22 protein-coding genes and 1 pseudogene are annotated in these 22,067 nt (G+C 67.0%); 8 read left to right on the forward strand and 15 right to left on the reverse strand.

Annotation, left to right across the window (positions count from 1 at the left end):
* The first annotated feature begins 41 nt into the window (after nt 1–41).
* Nucleotides 42–854 carry a mycofactocin-coupled SDR family oxidoreductase gene (locus ABZ789_RS05855; protein ID WP_358420328.1) on the forward strand — a complete coding sequence of 271 codons (813 nt, stop codon included), beginning with the start codon at nt 42–44 and terminating at the stop codon, nt 852–854.
* Here the strand turns inward: ABZ789_RS05855 and ABZ789_RS05860 are convergent.
* From ABZ789_RS05860 to ABZ789_RS05875, 4 genes and pseudogenes are all read right to left on the reverse strand, one after another.
* The gene (locus ABZ789_RS05860) at nt 842–1,999 is read right to left on the reverse strand and encodes an XdhC family protein (RefSeq protein ID WP_358420330.1); all 1,158 of its coding nucleotides are present in this window, start codon (nt 1,997–1,999) and stop codon (nt 842–844) included. The genes ABZ789_RS05855 and ABZ789_RS05860 overlap by 13 nt on opposite strands.
* Nucleotides 1,992–3,104, reverse strand: a complete 1,113-nt coding sequence (locus ABZ789_RS05865) for a VWA domain-containing protein (RefSeq protein ID WP_358420333.1) — start codon at nt 3,102–3,104, stop codon at nt 1,992–1,994. The genes ABZ789_RS05860 and ABZ789_RS05865 overlap by 8 nt, the downstream gene beginning before the upstream one ends.
* On the reverse strand, nt 3,101–3,994 hold the full coding sequence (locus ABZ789_RS05870; protein WP_358420336.1) for a MoxR family ATPase: 894 nt from the start codon (nt 3,992–3,994) through the stop codon (nt 3,101–3,103). Before ABZ789_RS05870 ends, ABZ789_RS05865 begins: the two co-directional genes overlap by 4 nt.
* 9 nt (nt 3,995–4,003) lie before the next feature.
* Nucleotides 4,004–4,359, reverse strand: a pseudogene (locus ABZ789_RS05875) (IS5/IS1182 family transposase); the annotation flags it as partial.
* 169 nt (nt 4,360–4,528) lie between these two features.
* On the opposite strand from ABZ789_RS05875, the gene ABZ789_RS05880 reads away from it, so the two are divergent.
* Nucleotides 4,529–4,846: an NIPSNAP family protein gene (locus ABZ789_RS05880; RefSeq protein ID WP_358420339.1), complete on the forward strand. Its 318-nt coding sequence runs from the start codon at nt 4,529–4,531 to the stop codon at nt 4,844–4,846.
* A gap of 147 nt (nt 4,847–4,993) precedes the next feature.
* A complete protein-coding gene (locus ABZ789_RS05885; protein ID WP_358420342.1) occupies nt 4,994–6,361 on the forward strand; it encodes an acetamidase/formamidase family protein in 1,368 nt (455 codons plus the stop codon).
* 94 nt (nt 6,362–6,455) lie between these two features.
* On the opposite strand, the gene ABZ789_RS05890 is transcribed toward ABZ789_RS05885, so the two are convergent.
* The 3 genes from ABZ789_RS05890 to ABZ789_RS05900 form a co-directional block, all read right to left on the reverse strand.
* The gene (locus ABZ789_RS05890) at nt 6,456–6,668 is read right to left on the reverse strand and encodes a hypothetical protein (protein WP_358420345.1); all 213 of its coding nucleotides are present in this window, start codon (nt 6,666–6,668) and stop codon (nt 6,456–6,458) included.
* Between the two features lie 57 nt (nt 6,669–6,725).
* Entirely contained in the window at nt 6,726–6,881 is a 156-nt protein-coding gene (locus tag ABZ789_RS05895) for a hypothetical protein (protein ID WP_358420348.1), read from the reverse strand.
* Between the two features lie 137 nt (nt 6,882–7,018).
* On the reverse strand, nt 7,019–7,351 hold the full coding sequence (locus ABZ789_RS05900; RefSeq protein WP_358420351.1) for a helix-turn-helix transcriptional regulator: 333 nt from the start codon (nt 7,349–7,351) through the stop codon (nt 7,019–7,021).
* Nucleotides 7,352–7,518: 167 nt separating this feature from the next.
* On the opposite strand from ABZ789_RS05900, the gene ABZ789_RS05905 reads away from it, so the two are divergent.
* Nucleotides 7,519–7,944, forward strand: coding sequence for an Hsp20 family protein (locus tag ABZ789_RS05905; RefSeq protein WP_358421233.1), 426 nt, complete (start codon nt 7,519–7,521; stop codon nt 7,942–7,944).
* Between the two features lie 54 nt (nt 7,945–7,998).
* On the opposite strand, the gene ABZ789_RS05910 is transcribed toward ABZ789_RS05905, so the two are convergent.
* Nucleotides 7,999–9,180, reverse strand: a complete 1,182-nt coding sequence (locus tag ABZ789_RS05910) for a zinc-dependent alcohol dehydrogenase (RefSeq protein WP_358420354.1) — start codon at nt 9,178–9,180, stop codon at nt 7,999–8,001.
* 222 nt (nt 9,181–9,402) lie between these two features.
* Here ABZ789_RS05910 and ABZ789_RS05915 point away from each other — a divergent pair, with 222 nt between their 5' ends.
* The gene (locus ABZ789_RS05915) at nt 9,403–9,648 is read left to right on the forward strand and encodes a DUF6480 family protein (protein WP_358420357.1); all 246 of its coding nucleotides are present in this window, start codon (nt 9,403–9,405) and stop codon (nt 9,646–9,648) included.
* A gap of 70 nt (nt 9,649–9,718) precedes the next feature.
* On the opposite strand, the gene ABZ789_RS05920 is transcribed toward ABZ789_RS05915, so the two are convergent.
* The gene (locus tag ABZ789_RS05920; RefSeq protein WP_358420360.1) at nt 9,719–10,021 is read right to left on the reverse strand and encodes a hypothetical protein; all 303 of its coding nucleotides are present in this window, start codon (nt 10,019–10,021) and stop codon (nt 9,719–9,721) included.
* Between the two features lie 62 nt (nt 10,022–10,083).
* Here ABZ789_RS05920 and ABZ789_RS05925 point away from each other — a divergent pair, with 62 nt between their 5' ends.
* Nucleotides 10,084–10,227 (forward strand): hypothetical protein, encoded by a 144-nt coding sequence (locus ABZ789_RS05925; RefSeq protein ID WP_358420363.1) that lies wholly within the window; start codon nt 10,084–10,086, stop codon nt 10,225–10,227.
* Here the strand turns inward: ABZ789_RS05925 and ABZ789_RS05930 are convergent.
* The 4 genes from ABZ789_RS05930 to ABZ789_RS05945 form a co-directional block, all read right to left on the reverse strand.
* Complete coding sequence (locus tag ABZ789_RS05930) at nt 10,224–10,682, reverse strand: hypothetical protein (protein WP_358420366.1); 459 nt, start codon at nt 10,680–10,682, stop codon at nt 10,224–10,226. The two genes, ABZ789_RS05925 and ABZ789_RS05930, sit on opposite strands and share 4 nt — an antisense overlap.
* A 240-nt stretch (nt 10,683–10,922) precedes the next feature.
* Nucleotides 10,923–15,425 (reverse strand): cation-translocating P-type ATPase, encoded by a 4,503-nt coding sequence (locus tag ABZ789_RS05935; RefSeq protein ID WP_358420369.1) that lies wholly within the window; start codon nt 15,423–15,425, stop codon nt 10,923–10,925.
* Between the two features lie 263 nt (nt 15,426–15,688).
* On the reverse strand, nt 15,689–16,141 hold the full coding sequence (locus ABZ789_RS05940; RefSeq protein ID WP_358421236.1) for a response regulator: 453 nt from the start codon (nt 16,139–16,141) through the stop codon (nt 15,689–15,691).
* Nucleotides 16,142–16,152: 11 nt separating this feature from the next.
* Nucleotides 16,153–17,793 (reverse strand): CHASE3 domain-containing protein, encoded by a 1,641-nt coding sequence (locus tag ABZ789_RS05945; protein WP_358420373.1) that lies wholly within the window; start codon nt 17,791–17,793, stop codon nt 16,153–16,155.
* A 262-nt stretch (nt 17,794–18,055) separates the two neighbouring features.
* On the opposite strand from ABZ789_RS05945, the gene ABZ789_RS05950 reads away from it, so the two are divergent.
* The gene (locus ABZ789_RS05950) at nt 18,056–18,928 is read left to right on the forward strand and encodes an LLM class F420-dependent oxidoreductase (protein ID WP_358420376.1); all 873 of its coding nucleotides are present in this window, start codon (nt 18,056–18,058) and stop codon (nt 18,926–18,928) included.
* A gap of 19 nt (nt 18,929–18,947) precedes the next feature.
* Here the strand turns inward: ABZ789_RS05950 and ABZ789_RS05955 are convergent, their stop codons facing one another.
* Together ABZ789_RS05955 and ABZ789_RS05960 are read right to left on the reverse strand one after the other, a co-directional pair.
* Entirely contained in the window at nt 18,948–19,718 is a 771-nt protein-coding gene (locus ABZ789_RS05955) for a thioesterase family protein (RefSeq protein ID WP_358420379.1), read from the reverse strand.
* On the reverse strand, nt 19,715–20,356 hold the full coding sequence (locus ABZ789_RS05960; RefSeq protein WP_358420382.1) for a TetR/AcrR family transcriptional regulator: 642 nt from the start codon (nt 20,354–20,356) through the stop codon (nt 19,715–19,717). Before ABZ789_RS05960 ends, ABZ789_RS05955 begins: the two co-directional genes overlap by 4 nt.
* 92 nt (nt 20,357–20,448) lie before the next feature.
* Between ABZ789_RS05960 and ABZ789_RS05965 the strand changes: the two genes are divergently transcribed.
* Nucleotides 20,449–22,059 (forward strand): carboxyl transferase domain-containing protein, encoded by a 1,611-nt coding sequence (locus ABZ789_RS05965; protein ID WP_358420385.1) that lies wholly within the window; start codon nt 20,449–20,451, stop codon nt 22,057–22,059.
* The last annotated feature ends 8 nt before the right edge of the window (nt 22,060–22,067 follow it).

Raw genomic sequence — 22,067 nt, forward strand, 5'->3', positions numbered from 1 at the left:
CGAACCGGCCGAATGCGGCAAACGAGAACGAGAGGAAATCGATGACCCGTCTCGAGGGCAAGGTCGCATTCATCACGGGGGTCGCGCGAGGTCAGGGGCGTGCTCATGCGATCCGCCTCGCACGGGAGGGCGCGCAGATCGCCGGTATCGACCTCGCCGGTCCGCTGCCGGGAGTCCCCTACGATTCCGCAACCCTCGAGGATCTCGACGAGACGTCTCGGCTCGTCGAGGCGGAAGGTTCGACGGCCCGGCTGGCGCAGTGCGATGTCCGCGACCTCGACGGGACGAAGAAGTTCCTCGAAGAGGTGAGCGCGCAGTTCGGCGGCCTCGACGTGGTGGTCGCCAACGCGGGTATCTGCATCCCGCAGACCTGGGACGAGATCACACCCGAGAGCTTCCGCGACACCCTCGACATCAACGTCACCGGTGTGTGGAACACGATCACTGCCGCCGCTCCGCACCTCGTCGCTCGTGGAGGTGGCTCGATCATCGTCACCAGCTCGCTCGCCGGCGTGAAGATGCAACCCTTCATGGTCCATTACACGACCAGCAAGCACGCCCTCGTCGGAATGGCACGGGCGTTCGCCGCCGAACTCGGGCAGCACGACATCCGGGTCAACAGCATCCACCCGGGCGCGGTGAACACCCCGATGGGATCCGGCGCGATGCGTGAACGCATCACGCAGACCGCCGAGAGCAACCCCCGCCTCGCGGGCATGACCATGCCCTTCCTGAACAAGTACATGGCGGAGGCGGACGAGATCGCGAACATGGTCGCCTTCCTCGCGTCGGACGAGTCGGCCTTCGTGACCGCGCAGAGTTTCTCGATCGACGGTGGCGCTCAGTACTTCTGAGGATCGAGACCTTCGGATCGGGCAGGTTCTTCGTGGGCGTGGATGGGACCGTCGGTGTCGGCCAGCCGTCGCCCGCCCCCGCCCCACCGCAACGCGATGATCTCGGCGGCGATCGACACGGCGGTCTCCTCCGGGGTGCGGGCACCGAGATCCAGGCCGATCGGGGACGACAGACGTCCCAGTTCTTCCTCGGTCAGCTCCGTCTCCCGCAGGCGCGCCATCCGGTCGGTGTGCGTGCGGCGTGAGCCCATCGCCCCGACATAGGCCACGTCGAGCCGCAGGGCAACCTCGAGAAGCGGCACGTCGAATTTCGGGTCGTGGGTGAGCACCGCGATCACGGTGCGGGCATCCACGCGTCCGGCCTCTGCCTCGGCCGCGAGATAGCGATGCGGCCAGTCGACGATCACCTCGTCGGCGCCGGGGAAGCGGGCTTCGGTGGCGAACACTCCGCGCGCGTCGCACACGGTCACCGTGTAGCCGAGGAACGAGCCGATGCGGGCCATCGCCGACGCGAAGTCGATCGCCCCGAACACGATCAACCGCGGTGGAGGCTGAAAGACGTTGACGAACACCGACATTCCTTCACCTCGGCGTTCACCGTCGGTGCCGTAGTGGAGGGTGCCCGAGCGTCCGACTTCGAGCAGTCCGCGCGCGTCGTCGGCCACGGCGTCGTGCATGCGCGGTGAGGCGAGTTGCCCCTCGACACGATCGCGCCACACCACCAACCGCTGCCCGCGCACCGCCGGATCCGGATGATCGGTGACGGTCGCGAGGGCGACGGGATCCCCGGCACGGACGGAGTCGACGAATTCGACGAAACCGGGGAAGCTCTCGGTGTCGATCCGTTCGACGAAGACATCGATGATGCCGCCGCATGTGAGCCCGACGGAGAATGCGTCGTCGTCGGACACTCCGTAGCGCTGCAGGACCGGCTGACCGTGCTCGATGATCGTCTGGGCGAGTTCGTAGACGTCGCCTTCGACGCATCCACCCGAGACGCTGCCGGTGACGGTGCCGTCCCGCGCGACCAGCATCGACGCGCCGGGTTCTCGTGGAGCCGATCGGAACGTCGAGACCACCGTGCCCACCGCGGCGGGCTCACCGGCCCGGTACCGCCGGTCGAGCTCGTCCAGAATCTCACGCATGCCGGACCTCCTCGAGAAGCTCTTCCAATGTCGCGAGGCTGTGCCCCGCGAGGAGACGATCGATGTGCGGCAGGGCCGCAGAGATGCCCGACTGGATCGGTTCGTATCCCTCCCCGCCTGCGTGCGGGTTCACCCACAGTACGCGGTGTGCGAGGCGGTGCAGTTGCGCCATCTGTTCCCCGAGCAACAAGGCGTCGCCTCGTTCCCAGCCGTCGGAGAACATCACGACCACCGCGCCCCGCGCGAGGCCTCTGCGCCCCCAGCGGTCCAGGAATGCGCGGAGGGTGTCGCCGAGACGTGTTCCACCGGCCCAGTCGGGTACCGCGCGTGACGCCCCGGCGAGTGCGACACCGGCGTCGCGGGCACGCAGGGCGCGGGACAGCCGGGTCAGTCGGGTCCCGAGCGAGAACACTTCGGTGGACGACGGTGCAGCACGCGTGACGACATGTGCGAACCGCAGCAGCGCATCGGCATAGGGGCTCATGGACCCGGACACGTCGATCAGCAGTACCACCCTGCGCGGCCTACTCGCACGGGCGTGGTGTCGTGGTCGGACCGGTTCGCCTCCGGACGCCAGCATGTCGCGCAGGGTGCGCCGCGGATCGACCGGACCACGTCGGGAGGGACGCGAACGCAGTGCCCGCCGCCGGGGCGGACGAGGCCGCAGCCGGGTGAGCAGCTCGGCGAGGTGAGCGCGTTCTGCGGTCGTGAGCTCGGCGATGTCGCGATGGCGGAGGACGTCGGTGTCGTCGGCCGCGACCTGCAGCCGCGGTGCGGGGTCGCCGGAGCTGCTCCTTCGCCCTTCACCTCGCGTCAGCGCGGCGATGCGTGCTGTCCGGGTGCGCTGTCCCAGCGTCCGGGAGGCGGTAGGAACGGTGTCGCCGAACCAGTGCACGAATGCCGCGTCGTAGCGTGCCGTGTCGTCCGGTGTGCGGCACAGGGTGGCGCGACCCGCCCAGTAGACCTGCATGGGATCGCCGAGGTCGAGGCTGTCCAGCGCCTCGAGATAGGTGGTGGTGGAGTCGAGGGTCACGGGCAGGCCGGCTTCGGCGAGGGCACGGCCGAAACCCGCGAGCCCTGTGACCGGGCCGGAGCCGGCCGTCATCCCGCCCTCGACAGATCGACACCTGTGCGGGTGACTCGGTCGATGTCCTCGCGGTACTTGAGCACTGCGCCGAGCGTTGCTGCGGCGGTGGCCGCGTCGAGGACATCACGGTCGAGTGCCTGCAACGCGCGGGCCCAGTCGAGGGATTCGGCGATGCCGGGGGGCTTGAGGAGGTCCTGTTCGCGGAGAGACCGCACCGCCCTCGCGATCTGCTCGGCGAGGGAGCGTCCAAGCCCCGGTAGCCGCCGCTGCAGGATTGCGACTTCACGATCGAGATCCGGATGCTCGACCCAGTGGTAGAGACAGCGGCGTTTGAGAGCGTCGTGCACCTCGCGAGTGCGGTTGGAGGTGAGAACGACCAAGGGCGGGACCGCTGCCCGGACCTCTCCGAGTTCGGGGATCGTCACGGCGTTCTCGTCGAGCAGCTGGAGCAGAAACGCCTCGAATTCGTCGTCGGCACGGTCGATCTCGTCGACGAGCAGCACGCACGGAGATTCGATGAGCGCTTGCAGCAACGGACGGGCGAGGAGGTAACGCTCGGTGTAGAGGGAGCGCTCGGCCGCGTCGGCATCGAGCACGCCGCCGCTCGCCGCCTCCAGCGACCGCAGATGAAGCAATTGCCGCGGGAAATCCCAGTCGTAGAGGGCCTGCGACGCGTCGATGCCCTCGTGGCATTGCAGGCGAATCATCGGCAGATCCAGGGCTTGGGCGAGAGCCGCTGCCAGCGAGGTCTTCCCGGTGCCGGGTTCCCCTTCGCAGAAGATCGGTCTGCCCATCCGCATCGCGAGGAAGGCGACTGTCGTCAGGCCGTCGTCGGCGAGATAACCCGTGGTCTCGAGCGCGGCCGAGAGATCCTCGGGTGAATCGAAGCGTGTCGGGTCGCCGGTCATGAAGCGAGCCTAGGCCGTATTTTGTAAGCCTGGGGTACGGAGCCACTGATTGATCGCGGCATTACGCACGGTGGCGGTGTAGCGGACCGCGAGTTTGTCGTATCTCGTTGCTACCGCATGGTTCTGCTCGAGCAGGTTGATGCCGAACTGCGAACTGTCGCCGCACTGACCTGCAGTGACGGTGAGTGAAGGGACCCTGCGGCCCTGCTCGCATGCCAGATGCATCTTGGTTGTCCAACCGCCGCGTGAGTGTCCCAACGCGTGATCATCGGGCTCGGTGTCGACACCGCCCGGCGGCTCGGCCTGCCGATGGCCACGCGGGCCCCGGCGGCGTGCTGGTGTGCTCGGGCGATGGCCGAGTCGACGCCGACATCCCACACGATCTCACCGGCAGCAACGGCTCCAATCGCGCCACTGCGCGTCGCGACGATTTCTGTACCGGCCGCCCGATTCGGCGCACCCTATCCAGGTGGACCTCGGCGCGACGTCGTGCTTCGCCCGCCCCAGGACACTCCTGCGGCCTACTCTCGCGTCATGATCACCTGCGTTGTGGAATACACGATCGACCCGGCGAAAACCGACGACTTCGAGCGGTTCGCACGCGCATGGATCGCGCTCGTCGACAAACACGGCGGTACCCATCACGGTTACTTTCTGCCCAGTGAGGGTGCCAGTGACCGGGCGCTCGCTCTCTTCTCGTTCGAGTCCCTCGCCGCCTACGAGCGGTACCGCACGTTGTTCGATTCCGACGACGAGTTTCGCGCCGCCGACGCGATTCGTGACCGGAGTGGCTGTGTGCTCCGGTACGAGCGCACCTTCATGCGGCCGATCTTCGACGGCAAGCTGCCCTGAACCTCGGTGTGGAAACACGACCGGCCGATTCGGGATTCGGACCCGTTGCCGGTGAACCGAAAGGCGATCTTGTGAAACAGGGCCGCAAAGGGGATGAAACACAGTCACGGTAGCTTGGGCGCTCCGACACCCGACCGGAGGTTTACTGTGCCCGAACAGTTTTCACGGAGTGCCGCAGAACTTCTCACGCGGGGGCTCGGCCGTCGCCGTTTCATTCAGAGTGTGGCAGCGATCGGTGCCGGCGTAGGTGTCGCCGGGGTAGCGACGGCGTGCTCGGACGCATCAGCGGGACCGGCAGTCTCCTCACCTGCTCTGCCGTATGCCGGCGGCATTCCGATCCTGCAGCCGGGTCAGGGCAATCGGTCCGGTGACGTATACCTGGAATCGCTACCCGACCAGGTGCTCTGGGGTTACGTCCCGAACGTGCACAGCAGCCCGGTTGTGCGGATGAAGTCGGGGCAAACCATCACCATCGACACCGTCTCACACGAGGGAATCCTCGAAGACCAGGGCCGCAACCCTGTCGACTTCTTCGGTACCGAAGGTGTCGCCGCGGGCGACGTGCTCCAGGACGCTGTGGCCATCGCCGCCGAATACAAGCGCACGCCGCGCAACTTCAGCAAGGATGGACCGCACGTCGTCACAGGACCGGTCTTCGTCGAAGGTGCAGAACCCGGCGACGTCCTCAAGATCGAGACGTTGGAGGCCGTCCCACGCGTCCCGTACGGCATCGTTTCCAGTCGGCACGGCAAGGGCGCGCTTGCAAGGACCAACGACGGTGGAGCACCTGCGGGCATAGACATCGCCGAGGTGATGCCGCCGGTCGCCACAGACGGACGAGCCGCTCCCGATCCCACATCCCACGGCAACGTATCGGTGTTCACATCCATCGAAAACGGCCTGGGCGTCATGCCCTTCGGCCAGAACTCTCGCGTACGCTTCCCGCTCCGCCCGTTCATGGGCATGATGGGCGTGGCGTTTTCCACCGACGCCGATCCGACCTCACCGAATTCGAACTCGATCCCGCCGACACTGGGCGGTGGCAACATCGACATACGACTGCTGGGCGAAGGCTCGACCTTCTTCCTACCCGTCTTCGCGCCCGGCGCACTCTTCTACGTCGGTGACCCGCACATGGCGATGGGCGATGGTGAAGTCGCGCTCACCGCAATGGAGGGTTCACTGCGCGGGACCTTCCGATTGACCGTCTGCAAACCCGGATCGGGAGATGCACCGAGCGTCGCCTACGGTTACCCGTTTGCGGAAACAACCGAGTCGTGGATTCCCATCGGGCTGTCCGATCCCGACGGCGGGGTCGGCGGTCAGAGCAGCGACCTCGATGCTGCGATGCGGCGGGCAGTCGTCAACGCTCTGGACTTCCTCGAACACGATCAGGGCATGGACCGCGCGACCGCGTACGCATATCTTTCGGCAGCAGCCGACTTCACGGTGTCGCAGGTGGTCGACCGGACCGTCGGTGTTCACGGTCAGATCTACAAAGAGCATTTCAGCTGATCGTGTAGGCACACCGGATGGGGCTCGGCGATCGTCGGCCCCTTCCAGCCTGCTGGTGCTCTCTTTCAACGTCTGGGGCGATCGGGCACCCTGTTCAACTGTCGGCACCTGCGAGCGGTGCGATCGTGCGCGTGAACAGTGTTGCGCATCCTGGGCACAGGGTCTTCGGCTCGGTGGCCCAGCCGTTCACCTGGGCGTGAAGCTTCGCCTGCAGCGCGCTGTGTGCGGCGGTGCGGTAGCAATGATCGCAATGGTCGCAACGGAAGACCCACCGGTCACCGGACAGTGGGTCGCGGCGCGGAATCATATGTCCACCTCGGTGTCGACGAAACGGTCGGGAATTCGGCGCCGGAATCGATTCCGGTCAGGAAACGGATTTGCCCATGACGCGGGCCCACCATCCGTCGAGGGGGCTGGGGTCGGGCCAGCGAATCGTGTCGTCTGCGATGTTGTTCGGCGGGGACACGGTGTCGTCACGTCCCTTACCGGCGATCGGTGATTCGGAATGTGCACTGCGCACGGAGGTCACCCCTTTTGCCAACGGTGCGTCCGGTCGGCGGACGCACTCCACGCACGTGGGAGGCGTTCTTCGATGCTAGCCGCTTTCGGGCCTGCTCGGGTCGGGTTTCCCGGTATCCCCGCTTCTCGTGCAGGGACCTACAGACCGCTCGGCGGGGGAGGAGGCTCCCCGCCGAGTGCGGAGCGCAGACGTGTGTTGTCTTCTCGCAGTGCCGCATTGCTCTCCTCGAGTTCGAGGATCCGTGCGACTCCGGCGATGTTTATACCCGATTCGACGAGCTCGGCGATCCGTCGCACGGTCTCGAGGTCGTTGTCGCTGTAGCGGCGTGTTCCGCCGGCCGTGCGGGCGGGATTCAGAAGTCCTCGGCGTTCGTACAGGCGCAGGGTCTGGGGGTCGAGACCGGACAGTTCGGCGGCCACCGAAATCCCGTAGACCCCTCGCTGCGCTCGCAGTGACGGATCGTGCGCCATGGTTCCTCCGGTCAGCCGTGCCGGCCGTTCCTGTCCCGGCCGGAGTTGCAGAAGTGTTGACGAAATTCTAGCAATGTGCAGATAATAAAATCTGTGTCAGATGGCACAGATAATCGAATCGAGTGTGGCCGTGACGAACGGCAGGACAGTCGGAGGTGACAGACCCTATGTTGATGCGCACCGACCCCTTCCGCGACGTGGATCGTTTCGCGCAGCAGGTATTCGGCACCATGGCCAGGCCTGCGGTGATGCCACTCGACGCGTGGCGCGAGGGTGACCACTTCGTCGCAGAGTTCGACCTGCCCGGGGTCGAAGCAGATTCGATCGACCTCGACGTCGAACGCAACGTACTCACCGTTCGTGCCGAACGTCCGGAAGTCGATCGCAACAAGGAGTTCATCTCGACGGAGAGGCCGCGAGGAGTCTTCACCCGACGGCTTTTCCTGGGCGACACCCTCGACACCGATCGAATCGAAGCTCAGTATCGCGGTGGTGTTCTGCGCGTGACGATTCCGGTGGCGGAAAAGGCCAAGCCACGCAAGATCTCCGTGATCGACGCGGAAGGCAACGGCCAGGCCGCGATCGAGAAGTGAGTCGATGCGGCGAGCCGGGCCCGGCTCAGACCGGGCCCGGTCTCGTTCCGCTTCTCAAGGCTTGAGCATGATCTTGATGGCGCCGTCCTGCTTCTTCTGGAAGATCTCGTACGCGTGGGGGGCGTCGTCGAGCGGCAGTCGATGAGTGGCGAAGTCGTCGACTCCCAGAGGATCGTCGTCGGTCAGCAGGGGCAGGATTTCCGGAACCCAGTTCAGGACGTTGGCCTGGCCCATCCGCAGGCGGATCTGCTTGTCGAACAGCGTGAGCATCGGAATCGGATCGGCCGCTCCGCCGTATACGCCACTCAGCGAGATCGCGCCGCCGCGCCGCACCACGTCGATCGCCGTGTACAGGGCGTGGAGCCGATCGATGCCGGCCTTCTCCATGAACGGCTCGGCGATCGCCGACGGCAGGAATCCCGCAGCGCTCTGTGCGAGTTTGGCGACGGGCGATCCGTGCGCTTCCATGCCCACGGCATCGATCACCGAATCGGTGCCGCGCCCGTTCGTCATCTCCCGGATGGCGTCGCCCGGGTTGTTGTCGACGTCGCGCAGATCGACGACCTCGATGCCGCGGGAGGCCGCGCGAGCGAGTCGTTCGGGAACGAGGTCCACACCGATGACACGTGCGCCCCTGTGTGCCGCGATCCGCGCGGCCATCTCCCCGATCGGGCCGAGGCCGAGCACCGTCACGCTCCCGCCTTCGGGGATCTCCGCGTACTCGACGCCCTGCCATGCGGTTGGCAGCACATCGGAGAGATAGACGAAGCGGTCGTCCGCCGGCCCCTCCGGAACCTTGATGTGGGTGGCGTCAGCGTGAGGCACCCGGAGGTACTCTGCCTGCCCGCCCGGCACACTGCCGTAGAGCTTGGAGTAGCCGAACAGGGCGGCACCGGTGCCCTCCTCCCGGACCTGTGTGGTCTCGCATTGCGAGTGCAGCCCGTGGGAGCACATGAAGCACTGGCCGCAACACATCTGAAAGGGGATGACCACCCGGTCGCCGGGCTTCAACTTCGTGACCTCGGAGCCCACCTCCTCCACGATTCCCATCGGCTCGTGACCGAGGATGTCGCCGGGCGTCATGAATGCTCCCAGCACCTCGTAGAGGTGCAGATCGGATCCACAGATATTGGTGCTGGTGATGCGGATGACGGCGTCACCGGCTTCCTGGATCGTCGGATCGGGCACCGTATCGACGCTCACGTTTCGGCGGCCTTGCCATGTCACTGCCTTCATGTCGCTCCTCGGCTCGTCGGATGCGGGCATGCCGGGCAGGCGCCGGCATGTCTCCCGATGCCTACCCGCGCTCGGAGCGGACAAACGCTGCACCCGGACGAGCCGAACCGTGTCGTGCATGTTTGCGAGTGGCGGGGGAGAGGTATGTCGGCACAGAACCGAATCACTGCGACACATGTGTGCGGTCGCGCTGCGGTAGTGAACCGCGCGGAAGGAGGTCAGGTGACTGTCTCGGACCCCGAACCCCATGGAAATCAGGACCCCGAACCCTCACGCACGCCGGACCTGGAGCCTGGCGGCGGCGTGCCGCCCGGATCGACGCCCCCCGACTCCGGGACCACGTCCGGCCTGTCCGCCCCCGAACCGGACACGGCGAAGCGCTTTCCCATCAGTGGATGGCTCACGCTTCTCGCCGTCGCGGTCATCGTGATCATCTTCGTGGTTGCGATCTTCGGCATTTTGTCCTGAGCGAACTCGGGCGGTCCGCTCGATCGGGGCTGTGCCGGACACAGGCACCGTCGACACCGAGCCCCCTCGGCTAGTGTGCAGGCATCGGCTGGGGCACTGCCCCCGATTCGGTGCGCGCCCTACCATCGTGTCCGGCCAGGGTGTGCGAGCCCTCGGCGAGCAGGAACTGCCCCGCGCCGATCGCAACGGCGACCGGCCAGTCCAGCATGTCGAAGGCCACCAGGGCGGCCAACCCGGCGAAGTAGGCCATCTGTTCGGGTCTCGGGACGGGAATGTGTCCTACTCCGGGCAGGCGCACGGCGAATCGCTCGGCATCACGCACCAGATCGACGAGCGCTCGGTGCGATTGCAGGAAGGACTGGTCGTCGGCCATGGTTTCCTCTCTCGTCAGATCCCCGTAGCCCATGCGCCATGCGGTGCTTCTACCGTGGAGGCATGGCAAATCCTGTGAGTAGGGCGGGGCCCGATTTGGTACTGGGTGCTGTGGTCCGCATCCTCACCCCGCCGCTGTGTCAGGTCTATGCGGTCCTGATACGTGCGGGCGTGGTCGTCGTCGACGACCGGAGGACCGAGCGCTAGGCTTCGGCCTTCGCCGTGCGAGAGGAGCGTGCGGTCGGCGACGAATTCGTCTTCGTCGCCGGACCACCAGGTGGCACAGAATTGCTTGATGCCCCGGACTTTTCGGTCGGCGTCGTGGCCCGGGGCGTCGCACGGCCGGGGCCCTGGGGGGAGTGCCGGTTCCCGGTCAGCAACGTCACGGCCAGCGCACTGCCCCCGACGGCGGCGAGTACCGGCCACTCGACCAGACCGGTGATTCCGAGGGCGGCAAGTGTGGCCGCAGCGGCCGGAGTCGAGCCGGAGCCCTTGCTCAGACCTTCGCGTGCGCCGTCGACAGCGCCACGGACGCTACCGGCCAGGCCGCCGAGGGCGGCTCCGCCGACTGCACCGGCGACGCTGGTCGCGGCGTGAGCGGTATCGGTGACCAAACGAGCCGAGTCGCCGGCCAGGCGAGTGGAGGTGTCACGAATTCCCATAGCAGTTCCTCGGGTTCGGTGAACCATCATGGCCCCGGCCGGGTACCCGCCCTGTCGGGCTCTTCCCTCGGTCACTGCGATGTGCGATCCGGCCGCTACGCCTCACGAGTTCCGCGGGCATCGGAACATCGCCTCGACCGGATGAACACCTGTACTTCCCCTGCGCCCGAGGGTCGATTTCTCACTCTAGCCCTATCCGCCCCGAGACGCAGCTGTCTCCGGTGTGTCTGCGTCGACCCGCTAGTGCTCTCCGGGCGAGGGCTCCCGCACGAAGGCATCGAGGCGGCGGCGCAGCTCGCCGAGGCCCCGGGAGTCGGACATCGCGCGCATCACCGCATCCATGCCCGGGATACGCGCTGCCGTACCAGGAGCGAGTCCGGCCAGCAGGGTGGCGATCACGGCACAGCCGAGACCTTGTGCCCAGCCGACCGGCCCGACCGGTACACAACCGAGCATGCCGCTGATACCGGGGACACTGATGACCACCGCCATCATGGCCAGCGACCCGAATGCGGTTGCGACGACCAGGGGACTGCGCGAGTCGAGCAGGGTCTGTCCGAGTTGGGTACCGACGAGAGCGATCAGCGCCACGGTCGAGGCCCTACGCTGCGTTCCGGTCACCCGGGCAGTCAGCCACGCGGCGGTGGCGCCCGCAGTGGTGGTGGCGCCGCGCACCGCTATGGTCCGCAACAGGGCCGATCGCTCCGCTTCGATCCCGGCCTCGGCGTGACCGGTGCCGTTCTCACGGGGAGTGCTGACCGCGAGCGCCGCAGCGGGCAGAGCGTCGGTGAGCATGTTCACCAGCAGCAGTTGGCGAGCATTGAGCGGTGAATGCCCGGTGAGCACACTGCCGATCAGTGCGAACCCGACTTCGCCGGCATTACCTCCCAGCAGGACGCCGACGGCCGCGTGCACGCGTTGCCACAACTGACGTCCTTCGGCAAGAGCATCGAGCAACGCACCGACCCGCCCGTCGAGAAGTACCACATCTGCTGCCCCACGGGCAGGATCGCTGCCGCGCGAGGCCACTCCGATACCGACACTGGCTGCGCGGATCGCGGCGGCATCGTTCGCGCCGTCTCCGACCATGGCGCACACCTGGCCGGACTTCTCGAGGGCCTGCACGATCTGCACCTTGTGTTCGGGGGACATGCGGGCGAAGACCGCGTGCTCCGCGACGGCGCGAGCCTGCTCGGTGCTCGACATCGCCTCCCAGTCGCTGCCGGAGACCACCTGATCGGTGTCGACGTCGAGTCCCAGATTGCGCGCGATCGCGACGGCGGTGACCGGATGATCGCCGGTGATCAACCGCACTCCGAGGCCCAGATCCTTCAGGGCCGGCAGCAATCCGAGGGCATCGGCGCGCGGGGTGTCGGCCAGGCCGATCAACCCCACCGGCCTCACGGAAACGGTGGAGAGCGCGGCCAAGGCTTCGGGGTCCTCGACGGCAGCGCGCACCTGAGGGCGGGTGAGTGTGCGCTCTCCTACGGCGATGACCCGCAGACCATCCGCTGCCATCGCCTGCACCTGCTGGGCGAGGCCGGGATCGGGCCGATCGGCGAGGGCTCCGAACATCGCTTCGGGTGCACCCTTGACGGCCAGGTGCCGACCGGCGATCGCTGCGGCGAACGCCCGTCCGGAACGAAAAGGCAGATACGCGATCCGCATTCCCTCCTCGTCGGCGCTGCCCTGATCCGCGGCCTCCGACACGGCGACGTCGGTCGCATGATCGGGGGGTCCGCCGTTCTCGGAGAAACTGGTGCGCGCGGCATAGGTGAGGACCTGCTCCCGGGTGAAGCCTTCGGCCGGTTCGACCGATACGACACGCAGACGGTTCTCGCTCAAGGTGCCGGTCTTGTCGAAGCACACCACCTGCACCCGGCCCAGTGCTTCGACCGAGCGTGGGGTGCGCACCAACGCCGACGAACCGGTCAACCGACGCGCGGCGGCCATCTGTGCCAATGTGGCCACCAACGGCAATCCTTCCGGCACTGCCGCCACGGTCACTGCTACTCCGCTGGTCACCGACGCTCGTAGCCCGGTCCCGCGCAGCAGTCCCAACGCCGTCACCAGCACCCCGCCGACGAAACTGACAGGCATGGCCTTCCGTGTCAGGAGACCGAGTTGGCTTTGCAGGCCCACCTCGCGGACCTTCACCGGAGCCATGGCGCTCGCCCGCCGGGTCTCGGTCGCTGGTCCTACCGCGGTGACCAGGACGACAGCGGTGCCGGTGAGCACGGTAGTGCCCGCGTAGAGCATGCAGGCGCGTTCGGCCAGGGGCGCACCGGGCGTCGGCTCCGTCTGCTTGGACACCGGCAGCGACTCGCCGGTCAGCGAGGACTCGTCCACCTCCACCCCGGTCGCGACGATCAACCGGCCATCGGCCGGGACCACCTCGCCGGAGCGGATCTCGATCAGCTCCCCTCGCTGCAAGGACACCGCCGGAACGTCCTCGTAGTGGTGCTCGTCTGCCGGTCCGATGATCCGCCGCGCCGGCGGATCCTGGCTGCGAAGCAACTCGTGCAGTACCTTCTCCGCCCGCAATCTCTGAGTCGCAGAGATCGCAGCGTTGACCAGCAGAACCGACCCGACGAGCACCGCGTCCAGCGACGATCCGAGCACGGCGCTCGCTGCCGCACAGGTCGCCAGCACGGGGGTCAGCGGATCGGAGAGCTCGGTACGCACTGCCCCGGCGAAGTCTCCTACGGCCCGCACCGGCCGGCTTCCGGTGCGCCACGCGATCCGGACCGGACCTGCAGCGACCGAGACCCACCGGTCGTACGGTCGGGAGCGCACGGGAAGCTCTCCGTCCGACGGAGGGGGAAGCAGGCGCCGCACCTCCTCCGTCGACAGCGAGTGCCAGTCGTGCCCGGATCGCGGCTGCGGCGAGGGTGTTGCGAGTACTGCGCGGGCCGACGACCGGCCCAACCACAAGGCGGCACCCGCACCGGCGGTCACCGACTCCGGCCCGCTACCCGGTACGCCGGGCAGCATCAGAAGCGCACCCAGCACCGATGCGTTCAGCGACAGTTCCACTCCCCGGCGACTCGCCTTCCGGGCGGCGGGCAACGCATGCAGAATCCGCCATGCCGCCGCCAGATCCTCCACCAGCACATCGGCTTCCCAGGGGGGTGGCCCGTCCCCACCGACCACACCGAGGGAGAAGTCGGCGAGGGCTACTGCCTCGGGTGCATCGGCGGTGAGCACAGCGACGGTGCAACCCTCGTCCTGCAGCCGTTCGACCGTGGCACGCAGAGAGTCGCCGATGTCTACGTCGAATGGATAGAGATTGTCGAATCCTGTTCGTAAAGAACGTAATCCGTCGTCATCGACCGATACGACCCGAACCTGGGCAGCTCGGGCGGCGGCGAGGACCGATGCGGCGAACCGATCGTGGACGTATCCGACGAGCACCCGAGCCTGCTCGTCCCCGTCGAGTTCGAGGTCCGGCACAGCCGAGACCGGGTGCGGGCCAGGGCCGAGGGCACCGCGCTCCACGGCCGCTCGGGCAGCATTCCACACGCGGGTGCGGTTGTTCTCGGACACTCCGGAAACCCTCGTCACGCTCAGTTGCGTCGTGTACAGGGCGCGCGGGTCGACCACGAGCGCGTCGACTCTGTCCAAGCGCCGCAACGACTTCGATCGCAGTACGAGCACACCTCGCTCGGCCAGGCCGCTTCCGAGCGTGGATGCGAAGGCCTCACGCGCGGTATGGGCGGCCCTGGGCGCAGCCACGATCACAGCGTTACCGGCGACAGCCGGACTACCGGTCGACGAACCCAGCAGGGCTGTGGCACCCGCACCGATCAGGCCGGCGCGGTCACCGTGTCGCTCGATCGGGCCCTGCGCCAGTGGTGTGGCTCGGATGTCTTGGGGCGGAAGAGGAGACGATTCGACGTGCCTGGCAAGGATCGGTTCGAATGCGAGCCAGGCATTGCGACCCGCACGCGCCTCGGCGGCCTGCAGGGTGCGCAGTACCGAATCGACTGCCAGTGACGAAGGGGACACCGTCAGCGTCGAGACCGTCGAAGTCGTCAGAGCAAGGAGCATATCCGCTGTTTCCGGCCCCACCGCCGTTTCGATCGCTCGACGAAACCGGGGCAGATAGTCTGCGGCGACCACCGGTGCTGCGAGCGGCCCGGGCAGCCCGGGTATCCGCAGGTATCGCTCGACCAGGGTCACTGTCAGCCCCGCTACTGCGGCTGCCAGGGAGATATACCGGCGCGCCGGAACGATGTCGTCGCCGGGGAGTTCCCGGCTCCTCTCGTCGGAGCGGCCGACGCCGGAATCCTTCTCCACGTCGTCGACGATCCGGCACAGTGTGCGTGGATCCGGGCCGTCGGGACCGGTGGTCACCACAATCCGTGACCACGGCCGGTTCACCTGGACCTCTTTTACCCCCGGCACGGCGCGTAGCGCCCGGCGCTCCCGTTCGGCGGCCTGATCTCCGTCAGGATCGTCGGAACCGCCCATCTCGATCCAGACCCGCGGTGCAGCCACCGCTGCCCGCCGCACGCCTGCACCCGGGATACTGTCGCCGATCACCTCCGCGACCGCCCGTACCGCGGTCGCTGCCGAGTCGGTGACCGCTGTCGCCGGGGCTCGCAGCAAGGTGGACCCCAGGCCGGCCGCGGTCGCTGCTCCTGCGATCGAGACGTTCATCCCGGTGCCGACAGCAGCCATCGTCAGTCGGGCGCCGGCCCGAGCCCCGCGCTCGGGTACAGCCGCGACTTCGGCGGCCATCGCCGGCACCGAAAGGGCCGCCGACACCAACCGGTCACGCCACGAACGAGTAGGCGAAGAGGAGATCGAGACGGTCATGGATGCCTCCGACCGGACGACGGCGAGGGCGACCCCGTCGTGTTCTGTCGGCCGACCGCATCCGGGCACCGCGACAGGGCCTACTGGCCTCAGAGCCTAACGCCGTCCTGTTGCACAGGGCGGACGGTTCGGCGACCGCGGTGTCAATCGATATCTGGGCAGTTGATATCCCGGACCGGTTCCGCCTAGTGCCGACCGCGGCGCGGTAGCCGCACGACCTGCACGAAGAACTCGTCGATCTGTCGTACGGCGCCGATGAACTGGTCGAGATCGACGGGCTTGGTGACGTACGCATTCGCATGCAGCTTGTAGCTGCGGAGGATGTCCTCCTCGGCGGAGGAGGTCGTGAGCACCACGATCGGGATGTCGGACAGGTCGGGATCGGACTTGATCTTCGTCAGGACCTGTCGGCCGTCGTATTTGGGCAGATTGAGGTCCAGGAGGATCAGGTCCGGCCTCGGTGCCTGCGCATGAGTGCCCCGCCGGTACAGGAAGTCGAGAGCTTCCTCGCCGTCTCGGACGACGTGGAGGGCATTGCCGATCTTGTTGTCCTCGAATGCTTCGCGGGTCATCAGTTCGTCGCCGGGATCGTCCTCGACCAGCAGGACGTCCACCGGTTGGGCAGCGGGGTAGGTCATCATGGTGCTCCTCAGGCGGTGGTCCCGTGCTTCTGCTCGGCGGGGCGTGGTGCGATTCCGAGGGTGAAGCAGATTCGAGTGCCCTCAGGATGAGTATCGCCGTACTCGGTGTCGATCCAAATTCTTCCCGCGTGATACTCGACGATTTTCTTGCACAATGCCAGTCCGATGCCCGTGCCCTGGTAATCCTCGCGGGGATGGAGGCGTTGGAAGATGACGAACACCCGCTCGGCGTACTCGCTGCCGATCCCGATGCCGTTGTCGGTGACGCAGAACTTCCAGTGTCCATTGTCCGATTCGTCCGCAATACGCTCGCACTCGATCCGGATGACGGGCGTGCGATCGGGATGCCGGAACTTGATCGCATTACCGAGCAGGTTCTGCCACAGCATCGTGAGGAGTGTCGGGTCGCCCGTGAGTTCGGGCAGACTGTCGGGACGCTCGATGCGTGCGTTCGACTCCTCGATCGCCGTCGAGAGATTGGACAACGCCTTGTCCAGCGGCCGGCCGAGGTCGACCTGCACGTAGGCGTCGTGGATGCGTCCGACCCGGGAGAAATCGAGCAGGTCGTTGATCAGCACCTGCATTCGCTTCGCGCCGTCCACGGCGTATTCGACATACTGCCGACCTCGATCGTCGAGGACATCGCCGTATCGTTTCTCGAGCAGCTGGCAGAAAGAGGCGACCTTCCGGAGCGGTTCCTGCAGGTCGTGCGAGGCGACGTAGGCGAACTGCTCGAGTTCGGTGTTGGAACGTCGGAGTTCTTCGGCCTGAGCGTCGAGATCCTCGGCTTGTTTGGCCAGCAGGACATGTTGCTTGCGTGAGTCCGCAAGGGCATCCGCGATCCGGCCCCGCATGGTCTCGACGTCGTGCGCCAGCGCCCGGATGTCCTTCGGCCCCTGCGGGTAGATGTGCTGGTAAAAGTTCTCCTCCAGCGCAACCCGGCGACTGGCCTTGCGTAGCCGGCCGAGCGGGACGGCGACGAGGTTGTGGACGAGCGCGACCATGGCGAGCCCGGTCAGGATGAATGCGACGACCATCGCGATCAGGACCGAGTTGCGGATGATCCGGGATCGAGCGAGATCGTCGGTGTGCTCCTCGAGCAGCCGCGCGAGCGCACTGTTCTCCTCGACGAACATCGACCGGATCTCCCCGAACGCCAGCCGGGCCTCTTCCGCCAGAACGGGATCGAGGGGGCGGGGGTCGCCGGGGATGACGGCTTCGACCACCCGTTCGGTGTACTGCTCGCGCCACTGCCGGCCGGCGGCATCGATGGCATCGACGTCCGCGACGAGATCCGGATGCTCGGCCAGGAGTTGACGGAGGCTTTCTGCTGCTGCCTGCTGTTCGTCCCGGCCGACGAAGTACGGCTCGAGGAAGGCGGGGTTCGTCGTGAGCGCGTACCCGCGCGCGCCGGTCTGCTGATCGAGGAGGGCGGTCTGCATCCGGTAGGCCTGCACCATTGCGGGCTGGATCCGCTTCGTCAGCTCGTCGGTGATCTGCACGGTGCGATGGATGAAGACTGCACCGACGATCGAACCGACGACGGCGAAGACCGCGAGGATCGCGAATGCCACCTGGAACCAGCTCTGCACGACCAGCCGCGAGGAGATGCGCTCGATACGCGTTTCGGGAAGCGACGGATCTCTCATCGCTGCACTACCGTCCCGACGTCGGCGGAACGAACGAAACCGGTCACATCTACCCCAGCTCCCCGGTCCGTGCCCGATTCACGCCGAAAGGACACGATCCCGACGGCGGTGCGGACCGGACCATTCGGTCTGCGAACACACGTATGTACGGGCTGTCTGCTGAACCCAGGAGCGAACTGTAGCCCACCCTTGCGGTCGTGCCCGAAGCGGTAGCGGGCCAGGAATACCGCGAGGTCGTGGCGATGGGGCTAGGGTCGGTCCCATGACACGACGGGTGAGTGTGTGGGGTGGCGCGTTCTGGCTCAGTCGCAGACTTCGGGAGGAAGCGCTCGACGCGGCCCGCGAACTCGAGAAGCTGGGGTACTCCCGGCTGTGGACCTCCGGAGGTTTCGAGGAGGGGTTCCCGTCGGTCTACGGCGAACTGCTCGCGGCGACGACGACCCTGGAGTTGGCGAGCGGCATCGTCAGCATCTGGCACGCCGACCCCGACACGGCCTCCGCCGCGGTCGCCGACCTGGAGTCGCGGCATCCCGGCCGCTTCCTGCTCGGAGTCGGAACGAGTCACGCTCCCGTCGTCGAAGCACGAGAGGGAACCAGCTACACCAAGCCCTATACCCGGATGGTGGAGTACCTCGACGGGCTCGACGCCGCGACCTCGCCGGTGCCTGCGGAACGCCGGGTCCTCGCAGCCCTCGGTCCGCGCATGCTCGCCCTGTCCGCCGAACGTGCGGCAGGAGCGCATCCATATTTCGTTCCGCCCGAGCACACGGCGTTCGCGCGCAGCGTTCTCGGAGCGGAGCCTCTGCTCGCACCGGAGGTCGCCGTCGTGCTCGAAACGGATGAGGTCGTCGCACGTGGCGTCGCCCGCGAATACATGCGCGGCTATCTCTCCTTACCGAACTACTCGAACAACCTACGGCGTCTCGGGTACACCGACGATGATCTCGCCGACGGCGGCAGTGACCGGCTGATGGACGTGCTCATCCCGTGGGGCGACCTCGACAGCGTCGTCTCCGGTATCGAGAAGCACTACGAAGCGGGCGCCGACGAGGTCGCCGTCCAGGTGCTCACCGCAGATCCGCGCTCCTTCCCGGGCGCCGAGTACCGGCAGCTCGCGTCTGCACTGATCGGCTGAGCGGTCCCGGAGTAACCGATCAGAAGGGGCGCACCGTCAGGATCTGGGACATCGTGCCGATCGGACCCGACGTGTCGTGCAGCACCGTGCTCGTCAGACCGACACCGTCGGCGCCGAACGAAACCGATGTGTCGAAGCCGACCCATTCTCCGCGGGGCTCGGTGAACAGGTGGACGGTGAGGTCGAGATTGGGGAACGCGACCTCCTTGGGGTCGGCACGCACCGCCATGCCGTTGGCGATGTCGAACAGGCCGGCGGTGGCGGCGAGAGAGCTCACCTTCTCGTCGTCCACGAGCGGTATCGGGGTGCGGACCCAGAACGAGGCTCGGCCCGGCTCGACCCACGTGCGGCGCACCTCCACCGACCCGATGAATCCTCCCGGCCACACGGCCGTGGGGTCCCAGGGTTCGCTCTCCTCGGGAGACGGGATCGGCTGCAGGGTGGTGCCGGCGAGTTCGGTGGTTGCGCGGGTCTGCATCAGCCACGCACGGGCACGTACGATCGTGCGCCCGTCGTAGGCCAGAGTGGCCTCGACGAGTTCGATGGTGCGCCCGGGCCGGAGGACCTCGACCGTCGTGACGACGGGTCCGACCGGGACGGTACCGAGGATGTCGTAGGACAGGCGCGCGATCACGAGTCCGTCGTCGCGGCGGTCGTCGCGGTCCGTCTCGATGACGTGGGCGAGCAGTCCCAGCGCGGGCGCGATGTGCTGTTCCGCCTCGTTCCATGCTCCGCTGACGTGCTCGGTTGCGCGGAAGGACGTCGGGCCGAGTCGTTCGAAGTAGGTCACACCTTCTCCTCGGGTCGTGCAGTCGTGGACAGGGAACCGCGTGGAGTCGCGGTGAGCGCGGACAGGGCCATGTGACGGAGCACCGCGCGCGTGTTGTCGGGCGCGCTGGGATCGGCGCTGTGCGGAGTCGAGTTGATCAGCCCGAAGGTCGCGTGGGCCATCGTGCGCGCATCGGATTCGGGTAGCCCGGGCGTGATGCGGCGCAGAATGTCCACCCAGATCTCGACGTAGCGACGCTGGGTCTGCCGCACCTCGCGTCGCGCGTCGTCGGGAAGGGAGGCGAGTTCGCGGTCCTGAACCCGGATCAGATCGGGCTCGCCGAGGGCGAAGTCCAGGTGGAAGTCCACGAGACCTTCGAGGGCCTCACGCGGGTCGGGCACCGTCTCCGCGACTTCCGTGCCGCCGGCGAGGAGACGTCGGCTGATGTCGACGAGAATCTCGACAAGCAGGGCGTCCTTGTTGGAAAAGTGCCGGTAGACGGCAGGTCCGCTGATTCCGACGGCGGCGCCGAGGTCTTCGAGTCGGACGCCGACGAAGCCGCGTTCGGCGATCAGGTGCGCTGCGGCCCGCAGGAGGTCACGGCGACGTTCGGCCTTTGCAAGGCTCCGCCGCGTCGGCGCGGCTGCGGGGTCGGTCATGGATGAAAACTTCCTCGAGTGATCTGGACAACTCGGTTAATGATAACTAACCTAGATTTTCAGTTAATGACGATTAGGTCAATCTACCGAGGATGGTGTTCGTGACGACCGCTCAGACGGCCTCGACGACCAGCCGCGACCAGCACGAACAGCTGGTCCGAGAGCTCCGCGACAAGCTCGCTGCCGCGGCGCTGGGAGGCAACGAGAAATCCCGCGAGCGGCACGTCGCACGCGGCAAGCTGCTTCCCCGCGATCGCGTCGACGAACTGCTCGACACGGGGAGCCCGTTCCTCGAGCTCTCGCCGCTCGCTGCGAACGGCATGTACGACGACGAATGCCCCGGCGCCGGGATGATCGCCGGCATCGGCCGCGTCGCGGGCCGCGAATGCGTCATCGTCGCCAACGACGCCACCGTCAAGGGCGGCACCTACTACCCGATCACCGTCAAGAAGCACCTGCGGGCACAGGAAGTCGCGCTGCAGAACAACCTGCCGTGCCTCTACCTCGTCGACTCCGGTGGCGCCTTCCTGCCGCGCCAGGACGAGGTCTTCCCCGACCGGGAGCACTTCGGCCGCATCTTCTACAACCAGGCGACCATGAGCGCCAAGGGGATTCCGCAGATCGCCGCGGTCCTGGGTTCGTGCACCGCCGGCGGCGCCTACGTTCCGGCGATGAGCGACGAGGCCGTCATCGTCCGCAACCAGGGCACCATCTTCCTCGGTGGTCCGCCGCTGGTGAAGGCTGCGACCGGCGAGGTCGTCACCGCAGAGGAACTCGGCGGCGGCGACCTGCATTCGAAGGTCTCGGGCGTCACCGATCACCTCGCCGAGGACGACCGCGACGCGCTGCGCATCGTGCGCGACATCGTGTCCACCTTCGGCCCGCGTAGCCCGCGCCCGTGGGACGTCCAGCCCACTGTGGAACCCGCCGCCGACCCCGCCGGGCTGTACGACGTGGTGCCCACCGACTCGCGCATCCCGTACGACGTGCACGAGGTGATCACCCGAGTGGTCGACGGCGACGGCAACGGAAACAGCTCGTTCCACGAGTTCAAGGCCGAGTACGGCAAGACCCTCGTCACCGGTTTCGCGCGCATCCACGGTCACCCCGTCGGCATCATCGCCAACAACGGCGTCCTGTTCGGTGAATCCGCCGTCAAGGGGGCACATTTCATCGAGCTGTGCGACAAGCGATCGATTCCGCTGCTGTTCCTGCAGAACATCTCCGGCTTCATGGTCGGCCGCGACTACGAGGCCGGTGGCATCGCCAAACACGGCGCGAAGATGGTCACCGCGGTCGCGTGTGCCCGCGTGCCGAAGCTGACCGTCGTCCTCGGCGGGTCGTACGGAGCCGGCAACTACTCGATGTGCGGGCGCGCGTACTCGCCTCGCTTCCTGTGGATGTGGCCCAACGCCCGCATCTCCGTCATGGGTGGTGAGCAGGCTGCATCGGTTCTCGCCACCGTGCGCTCGGATCAGCTCGACGCCTCGGGCAAGCCCTGGACTCCCGAGCAGGAAGAAGAGTTCAAGGCTCCGATCCGCGCACAGTACGAGGAGCAGGGCAATCCCTACTACTCCACCGCGCGGCTGTGGGACGACGGCATCATCGATCCCGCAGACACCAGAAAAGTTCTCGGACTGGCACTGTCGGTGTGCGCAAACGCACCTCTCGAGCCGGTCTCCTACGGCGTCTTCCGGATGTGAGTGCACCC

The sequence above is a fragment of the Rhodococcus sp. NPDC047139 genome (genome assembly GCF_040643435.1).
Taxonomy (GTDB): Bacteria; Actinomycetota; Actinomycetes; order Mycobacteriales; family Mycobacteriaceae; genus Rhodococcus.

Bases quoted from the DNA above. Each gene is read 5' to 3' on its own strand.
- ABZ789_RS05855 (WP_358420328.1), top strand. From the start codon at position 42: ATGACCCGTCTCGAGGGCAAGGTCGCATTCATCACGGGGGTCGCGCGA.
- ABZ789_RS05860 (WP_358420330.1), bottom strand. From the start codon at position 1,999: ATGCGTGAGATTCTGGACGAGCTCGACCGGCGGTACCGGGCCGGTGAG.
- ABZ789_RS05865 (WP_358420333.1), bottom strand. From the start codon at position 3,104: ATGACGGCCGGCTCCGGCCCGGTCACAGGGCTCGCGGGTTTCGGCCGT.
- ABZ789_RS05870 (WP_358420336.1), bottom strand. From the start codon at position 3,994: ATGACCGGCGACCCGACACGCTTCGATTCACCCGAGGATCTCTCGGCC.
- ABZ789_RS05880 (WP_358420339.1), top strand. From the start codon at position 4,529: ATGATCACCTGCGTTGTGGAATACACGATCGACCCGGCGAAAACCGAC.
- ABZ789_RS05890 (WP_358420345.1), bottom strand. From the start codon at position 6,668: ATGATTCCGCGCCGCGACCCACTGTCCGGTGACCGGTGGGTCTTCCGT.
- ABZ789_RS05900 (WP_358420351.1), bottom strand. From the start codon at position 7,351: ATGGCGCACGATCCGTCACTGCGAGCGCAGCGAGGGGTCTACGGGATT.
- ABZ789_RS05905 (WP_358421233.1), top strand. From the start codon at position 7,519: ATGTTGATGCGCACCGACCCCTTCCGCGACGTGGATCGTTTCGCGCAG.
- ABZ789_RS05910 (WP_358420354.1), bottom strand. From the start codon at position 9,180: ATGAAGGCAGTGACATGGCAAGGCCGCCGAAACGTGAGCGTCGATACG.
- ABZ789_RS05920 (WP_358420360.1), bottom strand. From the start codon at position 10,021: ATGGCCGACGACCAGTCCTTCCTGCAATCGCACCGAGCGCTCGTCGAT.
- ABZ789_RS05925 (WP_358420363.1), top strand. From the start codon at position 10,084: ATGGCAAATCCTGTGAGTAGGGCGGGGCCCGATTTGGTACTGGGTGCT.
- ABZ789_RS05930 (WP_358420366.1), bottom strand. From the start codon at position 10,682: ATGGGAATTCGTGACACCTCCACTCGCCTGGCCGGCGACTCGGCTCGT.
- ABZ789_RS05935 (WP_358420369.1), bottom strand. From the start codon at position 15,425: ATGGCCGCCGAAGTCGCGGCTGTACCCGAGCGCGGGGCTCGGGCCGGC.
- ABZ789_RS05940 (WP_358421236.1), bottom strand. From the start codon at position 16,141: ATGACCTACCCCGCTGCCCAACCGGTGGACGTCCTGCTGGTCGAGGAC.
- ABZ789_RS05945 (WP_358420373.1), bottom strand. From the start codon at position 17,793: ATGAGAGATCCGTCGCTTCCCGAAACGCGTATCGAGCGCATCTCCTCG.
- ABZ789_RS05950 (WP_358420376.1), top strand. From the start codon at position 18,056: ATGACACGACGGGTGAGTGTGTGGGGTGGCGCGTTCTGGCTCAGTCGC.
- ABZ789_RS05960 (WP_358420382.1), bottom strand. From the start codon at position 20,356: ATGACCGACCCCGCAGCCGCGCCGACGCGGCGGAGCCTTGCAAAGGCC.
- ABZ789_RS05965 (WP_358420385.1), top strand. From the start codon at position 20,449: ATGGTGTTCGTGACGACCGCTCAGACGGCCTCGACGACCAGCCGCGAC.